The following is a 14,002-nucleotide window of genomic DNA, read 5'->3' as shown; positions in this document are numbered from 1 at the left end:
TAAACCAAGAATACTCATAATGCACCTCCTTAAGGCTCAACGAGCGAACAATTTCTGTGGTATCAAAACAACAATGTTGCAAGAATAACTCATTGAAGTTTAAAGCAAAAATACCTAAGGTCAGCCAGCATAATACCTGTATCACGACAATTTCTTAACCAATATTTTTTTATGCGCATACGGGTTCGCCCTAGCCCTTGAAATTTACCTCAAACACCCACACGCTATAGCCTACACAAAAGCATCTGGAGCGCATTTTGGAACAATACCGAGGAACCACCATCCTAAGCGTGCGTCGCGACGGCAAAGTCGTTGTCGGCGGCGATGGTCAAGTCACGCTGGGCAATACCGTCATGAAAGGCAATGCCCGCAAAGTCCGCCGTTTGTACAACGATAAGGTCATTGCAGGCTTTGCCGGTGGAACCGCCGATGCCTTCACCCTGTTTGAACGCTTTGAAAGCAAGCTGCAAGCGCACAATGGCAACCTCACCCGTGCTGCGGTGGAACTCGCCAAAGACTGGCGTACCGACCGCATGTTACGCCGCCTTGAAGCGCTGCTGATTGTTGCCGATGCCACCGCATCCCTGCTGATTACCGGCAACGGCGACGTGGTAGAGCAAGAAAATGATTTAATCGCCATTGGTTCGGGCGGCGCATTTGCACAATCCGCCGCCCGCGCTTTGCTGGAAAACACCGAGCTTTCCGCCCGCGAAATCGTCGAAAAAGGCTTGCACATTGCCGCCGACATTTGCATTTACAGCAACCACAACCTGACCATTGAGGAACTCTAATGAGCGTCGGCACGATGACCCCCCGCGAAATTGTCCAGGAACTCGACAAACACGTCATTGGTCAGGATAAGGCCAAGCGTTCCGTCGCCATTGCCTTGCGTAACCGCTGGCGGCGGCAGCAGCTCGATGACACGCTGCGCCCGGAAGTAACCCCGAAAAACATCCTGATGATTGGCCCCACGGGTGTCGGTAAAACCGAAATTGCCCGCCGTTTAGCCAAACTCGCGAATGCGCCCTTCATCAAGGTCGAAGCCACCAAATTCACCGAAGTCGGTTACGTGGGCAAGGAAGTCGATTCCATCATCCGCGACTTGGCGGATATGGCGATGAAAATGATGCGCGAACAGGAAGTGGAAAAGGTCAAATACCGCGCCACCGAAGCAGCCGAAGAACGCATCCTCGACATCCTGTTACCTGCACCCCGTAAGGAAACACCGGTCAACGAATGGCTATCCACAGGTGATGACGAACCTGCCAAACCCGTGCGCGAAGATAATGCCACCCGCCAGAAATTCCGCAAAAAATTGCGCGAAGGCGACCTCGACGACAAAGAAATCGAGCTGGATGTGGCGGTTGGCGGCGCAAGCGTGGAAATCATGACCCCACCGGGCATGGAAGAAATGGCGAGCCAGTTGCAAAGCATGTTCCAAAACCTCAACCAGAGCAAAAAGCGCAAGCGCAAGATGAAAATCAAGGACGCGCTCAAAGTCCTGATCGAGGAAGAAGCGCATAAAATGGTCAATGAGGAAGAACTCAAGCAACGCGCGTTGTTTGCAGTCGAGCAAACCGGCATTGTGTTCCTCGACGAAATCGACAAAGTAGCGCGTAGCGGGCAAACCAGCGGTGCGGACGTGTCCCGCGAAGGCGTGCAACGCGATTTGCTGCCATTGATCGAAGGTTGCACCGTCAATACCAAATACGGCATGGTGAAAACCGACCATATTTTGTTCATTGCGTCCGGCGCATTTCACGTCGCTAAACCCTCCGACTTAATACCGGAATTACAGGGTCGGCTACCAATTCGTGTAGAAATGGATGCCTTGAGCGCGAATGACTTTGAACGCATCCTCACCGAACCGAACGCATCCCTGACCGAACAGTACCAAGGCTTGCTGGCAACCGAAGGCGTAAAGCTGACCTTTGCCCCCGATGCGATTCGCCGGATTGCGGAAATTGCGTTTGAAGTCAACGAACGCACCGAAAACATCGGCGCACGCCGCCTGCATACCGTGGTCGAGCGTTTGCTGGAAAATGTGCTGTTTGAAGCGCCTGATTGCGACGACCAGATGACGGTTGATGCGGCTTACGTCAACCAGATTTTGGGCGAATTGGTCAAAGACGAAGACCTTAGCCGTTATATCCTGTAGGGGCGTATTGAATACGCCCTCGCCGGAATCCCGAAATACCAAGGGCGTATACAATACGCCCCTACCGTGAGATTTGAGATGACACCACTTGATATTACCCTGAATCAGAAAACCCGCGAATTGTTGATTACCTGGCCGGGCGATGAAGTCCACGCGCTGAGTTGCGAATACTTGCGCGTGAATTCGCCGTCAGCCGAAGTACGCGGGCATGGGCCAGGCCAAGAAAAGCTGCAAATCGGCAAGGAAAACGTGAATATCAAGGGCATTGAGCCAGTGGGACATTACGCTATTCAGTTGACCTTTGATGACAATCACGACAGCGGTATTTACGACTGGAATTTGCTGTATGAGCTTGGTAAGAATATGGAACAGAACTGGGCGGAGTATTTGGCGAAGCTAGATGCGGCGGGGTATACGCGCAAATTGCCGGGGCAGGTGATTTAAGCTTCCCAGAACACATTGGTAAAGTGGTTACGTGCATAGTCGCGGTAAACCGTAAAATCGCTGTCAACGCTCGCCACCGTGCGGGTGTTGATGCGCTCGCACAAGCCAATCAGTGAAGCATCGGCAAAATCGGCGGGCAAATCAGCGTATTTCTTCAGTAACGCCAGAATGCGTTCCCAATCGCTTACCGTGCTTGCGTCGATTTGCACGGATTGATTCACCCACAGCAGAAAATCCTGTTGGGCTTGTTGCGAAAAATCCAGCATGTGGACAACTTCCGTAATGACCGGCAAATTGGTGTGCAATCGCCCCCGAACATGCTTAATGAAGTGCTTTGCCTGTGCATGATAACGATCGCTACCGTCAAACAACGCAATGAAGACCCCACTATCAACGACGATGTTTTGCATTCAGCTTCTCCCGTAACAGGGCTTTGCGGTTAATGCTGAGATCGTCACGCCCACTGCTATAACGCCCAAAAAAATGCTCACCCAGTTCGTAGGGTGTCGGGCGGTTTTCGTAACGGGAAAGTTTCTCGCTGACCGCTTCACGGATAAAATTCGACAACGAAATACCTTCAGACTGCAAACGCTGCCGCAGGCTTTCTTCCAGCGATTTATCCAGACGAATTGAAATGCTCATAGTGAGAACCCCTGTAATACAGATGTACTACAAGTGTAGTGCACTGACACGCTGGCAGGCAAGTAAAAGTGATTATTCCGTCGTTACCCACAGTTCACGGCTGCTATAACGCTTGCCAGACCACGCGATCAAAACCCAACGATACCACCGCGAGACAGCGTAAACGTTCCGGCTCGCGGTATTTTTCTGCCAACACGGCGCGATAGTGCTGCAATTGCTGTAGCGCGTCGTGCAGTGCGGTTTGTACCGCTGGCAGTTGCGCCAGGGTTTCGCGGGATTGGGCGCGTACTTGCTCACCGCTGAGTTTGAGGTCGCTGAGTGACAGGTATTTGAATTCCAGCACAATGTCTTTCAGGGTGGGGTATTGGCGCATACTGGGGCGGATCACCAGTACCAAATCAGCATAGCGGCGTTGCAGCGCGGTTTCGGAATCGACCACGTAGTAAATATCGTTGAACAGCAGGGTCAGAAATGCGGTTTTGATGGTGAGTTCATTGCTCCACGCATAATCACGGTTATTGAAAGCCGCGAAGTATTTTTGCTCCAGATAATCCGCCAGCGGCTGGAGATCGGCGGATTGGTAGAACTTTTCTGCCATATTGGCAACCGCGTGACGCTCCTTCGGGGCAGGCAGGATGCGCTGGCGCAATTCATCCACATACAACGCACGGGTCACGAGGTTGGGGATGCCCAATATCAGTTTACCCAGCATATCCGTCCCAACAATCGTGAGTATGCCAAAGTAATACAGCAGCGACAGCAGGTAGCTTTCATCCTGTTGTAAATCAGCTAGTTTTTCCACACCGAAACGGGTTTCGAGAAGGTCAAGCGTGATGGTGCTTTCTTCATCGAGAATACGCTCTACCACACCCGTGCCGCTAGGCTGGCTGGCAAGGTAGCGGATACGTGAGGCATCCATCATCAGGTTTCCGTCGAGCATTTGGCGCGGCGCGGTGCATTCATCCTGATAATGGCGCAGAAAATAGAAGCACAGCGTGGGGTTATACAACAGCGGTTTGTCCGATTGGGCGCAGAAACGATAGCCATTGTAAAACTGTTTCAGGGTGTGCAGCAGATCATCACGTTGCTGCTCATCCTGCCCACAGTGCTGCAAAATACCTGTCACCAGCCCGCTCAGTTCCGGTTGGGTAATACCACACAGGGCATTGAAACGTGGCATCAGTGAAATGTCAGTAGCAACGTTATAACCGCTGGTCATATCCGCCAATACTAAGGGCGACACGCCGGTAATGAATACCCGACCGATTTTGCCCTCGGCAGCACTGCCTTTGATGATTTTGAATACCGATTTGAGGATACCCTCACCTTCCAGCAAGTCCTGATAACGCTGGCTGTTGTGCGGGTCACGTACCAGCACTTCATTGGCGAAATTGTCGTATTCGTCGATCAGCAGGTAAAGCTGTTGACCACTAAGATGTACGCTATTCAGTACCGCCATGAAGGTAGCCAGCGCATCTTCACGAATGTTGACGGGAACTGTCAGGTAATGCCGGTAGGTTTCAATGAACCCTTCAAACTCTTGATTCAAGACCTCGAATAAACTGCTTTTAATGTCATCAATGTTGCCTTGCGCGGATACTTTGGAGAAATCCCAACGCAAGATCAGGTAACGATTGTGTTCGGGAGTTGGATTACTCCCGGCTTCCAGTCCGTTAAACAGGGTTTCAAATTGATCAGCCGTCTTAACATCGTAATAATTCGCCAGCGTAGACAGCAGCAGGGATTTACCAAAGCGGCGCGGACGCAGAAAAACCAATTGCTTGCCCGCTGCTTCTAACAAAGGGATATGCTGAGTGCGATCAAGGTACAGATTGTCCTCGGTACGAATAGCATTGAAGTTACTGATGCCATAGGGAAAACGGATCATGCGGTTATTCCTGTCAAATAATGGTTTATAACGCTTGCCAAACCACGCGATCAAAACCCAACGATACCACCGCGAGACAGCGTAAACGTTCCGGCTCGCGGTATTTTTCTGCCAACACGGCGCGATAGTGCTGCAATTGCTGTAGCGCGTCGTGCAGTGCGGTTTGTACCGCTGGCAGTTGCGCCAGGGTTTCGCGGGATTGGGCGCGTACTTGCTCACCGCTGAGTTTGAGGTCGCTGAGTGACAGGTATTTGAATTCCAGCACAATGTCTTTCAGGGTGGGGTATTGGCGCATACTGGGGCGGATCACCAGTACCAAATCAGCATAGCGGCGTTGCAGCGCGGTTTCGGAATCGACCACGTAGTAAATATCGTTGAACAGCAGGGTCAGAAATGCGGTTTTGATGGTGAGTTCATTGCTCCACGCATAATCACGGTTATTGAAAGCCGCGAAGTATTTTTGCTCCAGATAATCCGCCAGCGGCTGGAGATCGGCGGATTGGTAGAACTTTTCTGCCATATTGGCAACCGCGTGACGCTCCTTCGGGGCAGGCAGGATGCGCTGGCGCAATTCATCCACATACAACGCACGGGTCACGAGGTTGGGGATGCCCAATATCAGTTTACCCAGCATATCCGTCCCAACAATCGTGAGTATGCCAAAGTAATACAGCAGCGACAGCAGGTAGCTTTCATCCTGTTGTAAATCAGCTAGTTTTTCCACACCGAAACGGGTTTCGAGAAGGTCAAGCGTGATGGTGCTTTCTTCATCGAGAATACGCTCTACCACACCCTGCCCACTGGGCTGACTGGCAAGGTAACGGATACGCGCTGCATCCATCATCAGATTGCCGTCGAGCATTTGGCGCGGGGCGGTGCATTCCTCCTGATAATGGCGCAGAAAATAAAAACATAAAATTGGGTTATAGAGCAATGGCTTATCCGTCTGAGCACAGAAACGGTAGCCGTTATAAAACTGTTTTAAGGTTTGTAACAACGCATTACGTTGATTCCCATCTTGCCCGCAATGTTGCAAAACGCCGCTTACCAGCTCGCTTAATTCCGCGTGGGTAATACCACACAAGGCATTAAAGCGTGCCAGTAAAGAAATATCGGTGGCGACATTATAGCCGCTGGTCATGTCCGCCAGCACCAGCGGTGATACGCCGGTAATGAACACGCGCCCGATTTTGCCTTCTGCCGCACTGCCTTTGATGATTTTGAACAATGATTTGAGAATACCTTCGCCTTCCAGCAAGTCCTGATAACGCTGGCTGTTATGCGGGTCACGTACCAGCACTTCATTGGCGAAATTGTCGTATTCGTCGATCAGCAGGTAGAGCTGTTGCCCACTACTACTAACGCTATTGCACAGGGACTGGAAAGAGGCGAGTGCGTCAGTTTCAACCTCAACGTTACCTTGCAGCACATCCGTATAATCACGGATAAAGCCCTTAATTGCGACATTAAGGTGCTTGAATAAACTGCTTTTGATGTCGTCAATGCTGCCTTGCGCCGATACCTTGGAAAAATCCCAACGCAGGATCAGGTAACGGTTGTGTTCAGGGGTTGGGCTACGCCCGACTTCCAGTCCGCCAAACAGGGCTTGAAACTGATCAGCCGTCTTAACATCGTAATAATTCGCCAATGTAGACAGCAGCAGGGATTTACCAAAGCGACGCGGACGCAGGAAAACCAGTTGCTCTCCCGCCTCTTCCAACACTGGAATATGTTGAGTGCGATCAAGATACAAAAAATCTTCATCGCGGATACGTTTAAAATTACTGATACCGTAAGGAAAGCGGATCATGGCAAATAAACTCCGGTATGCAACTGGATTTAGCATAGCATAACCAGCCCGTTACGCCCCCATCACCCCGCGACACGCCTCATACCAGCGCCCAAACGCGGGATTTGTCACAGCGGCTGCTTCCAGAACTCCCATGCCTTGCGCCGAACGCAATATTCCAAATACGCTAGTATCCACCAAACCCGGTTGTTCCCCCGCGTAAAAGGCTTTGCCAGCCAAACCGTTATCCACCCAATGCGCTAACGCCGTTTGAAACTCGGCTTCAGGGTTTTGGATGCTGTGCTTCAGCTTCATTTTATTGGCAACACGCGGCATCACTATTGCGCCTGCAAGACGCACAAAGAAGCGTTTTGCTGCCCCGTCTTTGCTTCCCGTCATGACGATTCCCAAGTTTTGGAAGGACTTGCCCATATTGGGGTGGATCAAGGGCGGCAGGTAATGCACCAAGGTATTATCTACCCATGCCTGCCATTCATCATCCTGCGGCGTTGGCAGCAAATGCGCGTATTTGTCGTTGAGGTAACGCACAATCGCACTGGATTCGACCACAATTTCCGCGCCATCTTTCAGTACGGGAACTTTTTTGTGGTCGGTGAAATCCAGCTCTTTCATCCCAAACGGGGTCACTTCCACCACGTCATACGGGATTTTGGTGTAGTTGAGGAAGGCTTTTACTTTCCAGCAAAACGGGCAGGAATTGAATTGGTACAGGGTTATCATAAGTGGTTTGTTTCATCTCAATCAGGAATAGGTCACATCCTACAACAGGCTGGTATACTCGCACCACTAACCGACTGCCGATACAGGAATTCCCATGACCTTGACCGAAACCCTCGATTCCCTCAAATACAATAGCGATGGCTTGATTCCCGCGATTGCTCAGCAATTCGACACGCACGAAGTGCTGATGATGGCGTGGATGAACCGTGAAAGCATTGCGGAAACGCTGGAAACCGAGCGCGTGTGTTACTGGTCGCGTTCGCGCAATAAGTTCTGGCGCAAGGGGGAATCGTCAGGGCAGATGCAGGTGTTGAAGGAGTTCCGTATTGATTGTGATGCGGACACGATTCTACTGCTGGTCGATCAGACGGGGCCTGCGTGCCATACCGGACGGCGTTCGTGCTTTTACAATAAAGTGGAAGGCGATCAGGTGGTTATTGACCGTGAAGTATTGATTGATCCTAAGACGTTGTACGCCTGATGGAAGCTTGGCAATACGGCGCTGCCGTGGCGGTTATCTTGCTGGCGTACTTCATTCGCGGCATTGCGGGCTTTGGGTCGGGCTTAATCGCCGTGCCATTGCTGGCGTTGTTTTTGCCGCTGACGTTTGTGGTGCCGCTGATTTTGCTGCTGGATTTCACTGCATCGCTGGTGATGGGTGGGCTGGATTTGAAACGGGTGCAATGGCGTGAAGTCGGCATGTTGATTCCGTTTAGCTTAATCGGGGTGATGGTCGGCACGCAATTGCTGGTGAATTTACCACTGACGCCGATGTTGCTGATCTTGGCGGCGTTTATTGCCGTGTTTGCGGTGCGCAGCTTGTTGAATTTGAAAGGTGAAAAGCCGGTGTCGGCCTGGTGGGCAATTCCGGCTTCGTTCACAGGTGGCACGGTCGGCGGGCTGTTTGGCACAGGCGGGCCGCCGTATGTGATTTATTTGAATCATCGGATTCAGGATAAAACGCTGTTGCGGGCAACATTTTCCGCGCTGTTTTTCATCGAAGGGGCGGTGCGGATTGCGACGTTTTTTATTGCCGGATTGTTGCTGGCGCAAACGGTGTGGTGGAATGCGTTGTTTGCCTTGCCCATTATGTTGGGGGCATTGTGGGTGGGCGGTCATGTGCACACGGGGTTGACGCAAACGCACATGACACGCCTGATTGGGGTGTTGTTGTTGCTGGCGAGCGTGTCGCTGACGCTCAAGGCGTTGAGCTAATCACTCCAACATGCTGCGTAACATCCACGCATTCTTTTCATGGATTTGCATCCGCTGGGTCAACAAATCCGCTGTTGGTTCGTCACTGGCAGCATCGACCAGTGGGAAAATGCTGCGGGCAGTGCGTACCACCGCTTCCTGACCTTCCACCAGATTGCGGATCATGTCTTGCGCTTTCGGCACGCCTTCTTCTTCCTTGATGGAGGAGAGTTTGCTGTAAGCCGCGTAAGTACCCGGTGCGGGGTAGCCAAGGGCGCGGATACGTTCTGCCACCAAATCGACGGCTAAGGCCAGTTCGTTATATTGCGTCTCGAACATGAGGTGCAGAGTGTTGAACATCGGCCCGGTCACATTCCAGTGGTAGTTATGGGTTTTCAGGTAAAGCGTGTAAGTGTCAGCGAGCAAGCGCGAAAGCCCATCAGCAATCGCCTGGCGTTGGTCGTTGGGAATGCCGATATTGATGTCCATGATATGTCTCCCTGTCTGTATGGCTGTTTTGATCAGATGAGATAAGTATAGGACACTCGCACTGTTTTAAGAAATTGAATGTTTATCTCATAACATTCATAAAAACAGAACAAACGCTACGGGCACTCGTGCTTAAGCTGTCGCAATTAGCAGATACTTGGCATTGACGCTACGCACTAATCAGCGTTTAATCATAAACAGCTTGGATAGACCAAGCTCCACCATTCTCAGTAAGGAGCTTACTGACATGTTCAAACCTGATTTTGATTTTCTGGTCTTCATTGGTCGTTTCCAGCCGTTTCATACGGGTCATCAAGCCGTGGTCGCTACGGCGTTGCAACGTGCCGAGCGCGTGATTGTGCTGGTCGGTTCGAGTTGCCAACCGCGCACTTTGCGTAATCCGTGGACATTTTCCGAGCGTGAATCTGTTATCCGTGCTGTATTTCCTGAAGCGGGCGAACGCTTGATTCTTGCGCCATTGCTGGATGACACCTACAACGAGCAAGGTTGGATTACCCGTGTGCAACAATCCGTGCATGGCATTACCTGCCGTTTCCCGCCGAAAGTGGGCAGTGCTGCGCCGCGCATTGGCTTGATCGGACACAGCAAAGACCACAGTTCCTATTACCTGTCGATGTTTCCGCAATGGCAATCGGTGGCGGTGGAAAACGTGCGCGGGGTGTCGTCTACGCCGTTGCGCGAACAGTATTTTCAACACGGTACGACGCAAGGCGAATTGCCGGATGCGGTGCAAACCTGGCTGGCAACCTTCCGTGAATCTGACACCTTTGCGCACATTGCCAGCGAGTGGGAATTCGTTAACCAATACCGCAAGGGCTGGGAAGCTGCGCCCTACGCACCGACATTTGTTACCGTGGATGCGGTGGTGGTGCAAGCCGGACACATCTTGCTGATCGAACGCAAAGCTCGCCCCGGCAAAGGGCAATGGGCATTACCCGGCAGGGCAATCGCTTGAAAGTTTGGTTGCAAAACATGCATAAATAAGGTTTTCCCGAAAGGACAAAACCGATGCCGAACTTGCCGTCCAGCGCTATCAGCCGCTTACTGGAACAGTTGTCAGTTTTAGAAGACCCCCGCCAGCAAGCCAAAGTTCTCTACCCCCTACCTGAAATCCTATTGCTGGGTTTGGCAGGCAGCTTAGCAGGGGCAGACGATGTGGTGGAAATGGTGCGCTGGGCAAAGCTAAACGCGGATTTCCTGCGCCGCTATTATCCCTATGCACGGGGCTTTCCCAGCCATGACACGGTGAGTGACGTGTTCAACGCGCTGAATGCTAAGCTGTTTTCGGAACTGTTTATCCGTTGGACAAACAGCCTGTCCGCAGGGGAGGCTGACCTATTGAACATTGACGGCAAAACCTCACGGCGCAGTGGTGGCAACGGGCAGAACCCTCTGCACCTGGTGTCAGCGTGGGCAAACCAGCAAAATCTAGTGCTGGGGCAGGAAGCCACCGACCAGAAATCCAATGAAATCACTGCCATCCCCGCCTTGCTACGCAAGCTCGACATTGAAGGCTGCTTGATTACCATTGATGCGATGGGGACACAAAAGGCCATCGCCAAGCAAATCGTGGAAGCAGGCGGTGATTACCTACTGGCAGTCAAAGACAATCAGAAAACGTTAGCAGAAGACATCGCCCTGTTTTTCGAAAAGCCGCCTGCCGGTTATGTGCTGGATGAAGACACCCTGGTGGAAAAAGACCACGGGCGGCTCGAAACCCGCCGTTGCCGCATTTGCACCGATGTTGCTTGGTTGGAACAACGGCAGGAATGGGTAGGACTTGCCAGCATCATCTGTATCGAGTCCTGGGTCGAAAAAGCAGGAAAATCCACCTATTCCATCCGCCACTACATTTGTTCACTGGCGATGATCGCCAAGGCCGCACAATATGCCGTCCGCTCCCACTGGGCAATCGAAAACAAGTTGCATTGGGTGCTGGATGTCCTGATGCGGGAAGATTTGGCGAGAAACCGTAGCAACCATGGCGCACATAATCTCGCCATCCTGCGCCACATGGGTACTAACCTGCTGCGCAATGACAAAACCAACAAACATAGCCTCAAAGTCCGCCGTAAACAGGCAGGGTGGTCAACTGACTATCTGGCACAACTGCTGGAGCAAGTCATGTAAGTAAGGCGATTATTCAAGCGATTGCCCTGGCATTACCCGGTGGTTTCCTTGACCCGCACGAAAAGCTGCGTGATGCGGTAATCCGCGAATTGCGTGAAGAAACCCGCATCAAAGTGCCAGCACCCGTGTTGGCGGGTTCGATTGTGAAAGAGCAAGTGTTTGACGATCCGTACCGTTCGGCACGTGGGCGCACCATTACCCATGCGTTTCTGATTGAACTTAAACCGGATGCGCATGGTTTGCCGAAAGTGAAAGGTGGCGATGATGCGCAACATGCTTTCTGGATGCCGCTGGGCGATCTCGATCCCGAACGGCTGTTTGAAGACCATTTCCAGATCATCAAAACGATGATTGGGTAAAACTTCTCTCCCGACGCTGGATAGACCGGCGTTTAACACTCAACACAGGAGGATTTCCTATGTTCACTAACTTGATTCTCAATACTGACAGCTACAAAGCCAGCCACTTTTTGCAATACCCTGCGGGGACGCAAGTGGTGTCATCCTACATCGAATCGCGTGGCGGGGAATTTCCGCAAACGCTGTTCTTTGGCTTGCAGGCATTCATCAAGGAATACTTGCTCAAACCTGTCACGACGGCAGATATTGATGAGGCGGAGGCGTTGTTTGCGGCGCACGGTGTGCCGTTTTTCCGTCAAGGCTGGGAACAAATTGTGCAGCAGCACGGTGGTTTTTTGCCGATTGAAATCGAAGCCTTACCCGAAGGCATGATTGTCCCTACCGGCAATGCGTTGGTACAAATTCGCAATACTGACCCGCAAGCGTTTTGGCTGACTTCGTATCTGGAAACGGCATTGTTGCGGGCGGTGTGGTATCCCACCACGGTTGCTACGTTGTCGTGGCAGGTGAAACAAAGCATTCGCCAAGCCCTTGAAACCACCTGCGAAAATCCGGCGAATGAATTGCCGTTCAAGTTGCATGACTTCGGCGCACGCGGGGTGTCTTCGCACGAATCTGCTGCACTCGGTGGCATGGAGCATTTGGTCAATTTCATGGGCAGCGATACGGTAGTGGCATTGCTGGCGGCGCGTAAGTATTACGGCGCGGACATGGCAGGCTTTTCGATTCCCGCTGCTGAACATTCCACCATAACCGCATGGGGACGCGAAGGCGAAGCGGATGCTTACGCCAATATGCTGCAACAATTCGGGCAAGCAGGAAAATTGCTCGCGGTGGTCTCCGATTCCTACGACATCTACCACGCCGTTTCCGAGATTTGGGGCAAGCAATTGCGGGCGCAAGTCAGGGCAATCGCTTGAAAGTTTGGTTGCAAAACATGCATAAATAAGGTTTTTCCCGAAAGGACAAAACCGATGCCGAACTTGCCGTCCAGCGCTATCAGCCGCCTACTGGAACAGTTGTCAGTTTTAGAAGACCCACGCCAGCAAGCCAAAGTTCTCTACCCCCTACCTGAAATCCTATTGCTGGGTTTGGCAGGCAGCTTAGCAGGGGCAGACGATGTGGTGGAAATGGTGCGCTGGGCAAAGCTAAACGCGGATTTCCTGCGCCGCTATTATCCCTATGCACGGGGCTTTCCCAGCCATGACACGGTGAGTGACGTGTTCAACGCGCTGAATGCTAAGCTGTTTTCGGAACTGTTTATCCGTTGGACAAACAGCCTGTCCGCAGGGGAGGCTGACCTATTGAACATTGACGGCAAAACCTCACGGCGCAGTGGTGGCAACGGGCAGAACCCTCTGCACCTGGTGTCAGCGTGGGCAAACCAGCAAAATCTAGTGCTGGGGCAGGAAGCCACCGACCAGAAATCCAATGAAATCACTGCCATCCCCGCCTTGCTACGCAAGCTCGACATTGAAGGCTGCTTGATCACCATTGATGCGATGGGGACACAAAAGGCCATCGCCAAGCAAATCGTGGAAGCAGGCGGTGATTACCTACTGGCAGTCAAAGACAATCAGAAAACGTTAGCAGAAGACATCGCCCTGTTTTTCGAAAAGCCGCCTGCCGGTTATGTGCTGGATGAAGACACCCAGGTGGAAAAAGACCACGGGCGGCTCGAAACCCGCCGTTGCCGCATTTGCACCGATGTTGCTTGGTTGGAACAACGGCAGGAATGGGCAGGACTTGCCAGCATCATCTGTATCGAGTCCTGGGTCGAAAAAGCAGGAAAATCCACCTATTCCATCCGCCACTACATCTGTTCACTGGCGATGATCGCCAAGGCCGCACAATATGCCGTCCGCTCCCACTGGGCAATCGAAAACAAGTTGCATTGGGTGCTGGATGTCCTGATGCGGGAAGATTTGGCGAGAAACCGTAGCAACCATGGCGCACATAATCTCGCCATCCTGCGCCACATGGGTACTAACCTGCTGCGCAATGACAAAACCAACAAACATAGCCTCAAAGTCCGTCGTAAACAGGCAGGGTGGTCAACTGACTATCTGGCACAACTGCTGGAGCAAGTCATGTAAGTAAGGCGATTATTCAAGCGATTGCCCTAGGGCGCAAGTCGAAAGCAGCCG

16 protein-coding genes are annotated in these 14,002 nt (G+C 52.0%); 10 read left to right on the top strand and 6 right to left on the bottom strand.

Annotated elements, in window-relative coordinates; all coding sequences use genetic code 11:
• Positions 1-257: 257 nt before the first annotated feature.
• The 3 genes from hslV (at position 258) to QJT81_21550 (ending at position 2,602) form a co-directional block, all read left to right on the top strand.
• Positions 258-791 carry an ATP-dependent protease subunit HslV gene (gene hslV, locus QJT81_21560; protein WGZ94332.1) on the top strand — a complete coding sequence of 178 codons (534 nt, stop codon included), beginning with the start codon at positions 258-260 and terminating at the stop codon, positions 789-791.
• Positions 791-2,158 (top strand): ATP-dependent protease ATPase subunit HslU, encoded by a 1,368-nt coding sequence (gene hslU, locus QJT81_21555; GenBank protein ID WGZ94331.1) that lies wholly within the window; start codon positions 791-793, stop codon positions 2,156-2,158. Before hslV ends, hslU begins: the two co-directional genes overlap by 1 nt.
• 78 nt (positions 2,159-2,236) lie before the next feature.
• Complete coding sequence (locus QJT81_21550; GenBank protein ID WGZ94330.1) at positions 2,237-2,602, top strand: DUF971 domain-containing protein; 366 nt, start codon at positions 2,237-2,239, stop codon at positions 2,600-2,602.
• Here the strand turns inward: QJT81_21550 and QJT81_21545 are convergent.
• From QJT81_21545 to QJT81_21525, 5 genes are all read right to left on the bottom strand, one after another.
• Positions 2,599-3,012, bottom strand: a complete 414-nt coding sequence (locus tag QJT81_21545; protein ID WGZ94329.1) for a PIN domain-containing protein — start codon at positions 3,010-3,012, stop codon at positions 2,599-2,601. The genes QJT81_21550 and QJT81_21545 overlap by 4 nt on opposite strands.
• A complete protein-coding gene (locus QJT81_21540) occupies positions 2,993-3,244 on the bottom strand; it encodes a DUF6290 family protein (GenBank protein ID WGZ94328.1) in 252 nt (83 codons plus the stop codon). The genes QJT81_21545 and QJT81_21540 overlap by 20 nt, the downstream gene beginning before the upstream one ends.
• Positions 3,245-3,347: 103 nt before the next feature.
• Positions 3,348-5,132, bottom strand: a complete 1,785-nt coding sequence (locus QJT81_21535; GenBank protein WGZ94327.1) for an AAA family ATPase — start codon at positions 5,130-5,132, stop codon at positions 3,348-3,350.
• Between the two features lie 25 nt (positions 5,133-5,157).
• Positions 5,158-6,942 (bottom strand): AAA family ATPase, encoded by a 1,785-nt coding sequence (locus tag QJT81_21530; GenBank protein WGZ94326.1) that lies wholly within the window; start codon positions 6,940-6,942, stop codon positions 5,158-5,160.
• Between the two features lie 51 nt (positions 6,943-6,993).
• Entirely contained in the window at positions 6,994-7,662 is a 669-nt protein-coding gene (locus QJT81_21525) for a glutathione S-transferase N-terminal domain-containing protein (protein WGZ94325.1), read from the bottom strand.
• 94 nt (positions 7,663-7,756) lie between these two features.
• Here QJT81_21525 and hisI point away from each other — a divergent pair, with 94 nt between their 5' ends.
• On the top strand, positions 7,757-8,143 hold the full coding sequence (gene hisI, locus QJT81_21520; protein WGZ94324.1) for a phosphoribosyl-AMP cyclohydrolase: 387 nt from the start codon (positions 7,757-7,759) through the stop codon (positions 8,141-8,143).
• Entirely contained in the window at positions 8,143-8,877 is a 735-nt protein-coding gene (locus QJT81_21515) for a sulfite exporter TauE/SafE family protein (GenBank protein ID WGZ94323.1), read from the top strand. Before hisI ends, QJT81_21515 begins: the two co-directional genes overlap by 1 nt.
• Here the strand turns inward: QJT81_21515 and QJT81_21510 are convergent, their stop codons facing one another.
• Complete coding sequence (locus QJT81_21510) at positions 8,878-9,345, bottom strand: Dps family protein (protein WGZ94322.1); 468 nt, start codon at positions 9,343-9,345, stop codon at positions 8,878-8,880.
• 247 nt (positions 9,346-9,592) lie between these two features.
• On the opposite strand from QJT81_21510, the gene QJT81_21505 reads away from it, so the two are divergent.
• The 5 genes from QJT81_21505 (at position 9,593) to QJT81_21485 (ending at position 13,951) form a co-directional block, all read left to right on the top strand.
• Positions 9,593-10,321, top strand: coding sequence for an adenylyltransferase/cytidyltransferase family protein (locus tag QJT81_21505; GenBank protein ID WGZ94321.1), 729 nt, complete (start codon positions 9,593-9,595; stop codon positions 10,319-10,321).
• Positions 10,322-10,374: 53 nt separating this feature from the next.
• Entirely contained in the window at positions 10,375-11,496 is a 1,122-nt protein-coding gene (locus tag QJT81_21500) for an ISAs1 family transposase (GenBank protein ID WGZ94320.1), read from the top strand.
• Between the two features lie 80 nt (positions 11,497-11,576).
• A complete protein-coding gene (locus QJT81_21495) occupies positions 11,577-11,855 on the top strand; it encodes an NUDIX domain-containing protein (protein WGZ96524.1) in 279 nt (92 codons plus the stop codon).
• A 59-nt stretch (positions 11,856-11,914) separates the two neighbouring features.
• Complete coding sequence (locus QJT81_21490) at positions 11,915-12,775, top strand: nicotinate phosphoribosyltransferase (GenBank protein WGZ94319.1); 861 nt, start codon at positions 11,915-11,917, stop codon at positions 12,773-12,775.
• Between the two features lie 54 nt (positions 12,776-12,829).
• The gene (locus tag QJT81_21485; protein ID WGZ94318.1) at positions 12,830-13,951 is read left to right on the top strand and encodes an ISAs1 family transposase; all 1,122 of its coding nucleotides are present in this window, start codon (positions 12,830-12,832) and stop codon (positions 13,949-13,951) included.
• The last annotated feature ends 51 nt before the right edge of the window (positions 13,952-14,002 follow it).

It is taken from the genome of Candidatus Thiothrix putei (assembly GCA_029972225.1).
Classification (GTDB): Bacteria; Pseudomonadota; Gammaproteobacteria; order Thiotrichales; family Thiotrichaceae; genus Thiothrix; species Thiothrix putei.
This window is presented reverse-complemented; position numbering and strand designations above follow the sequence as displayed.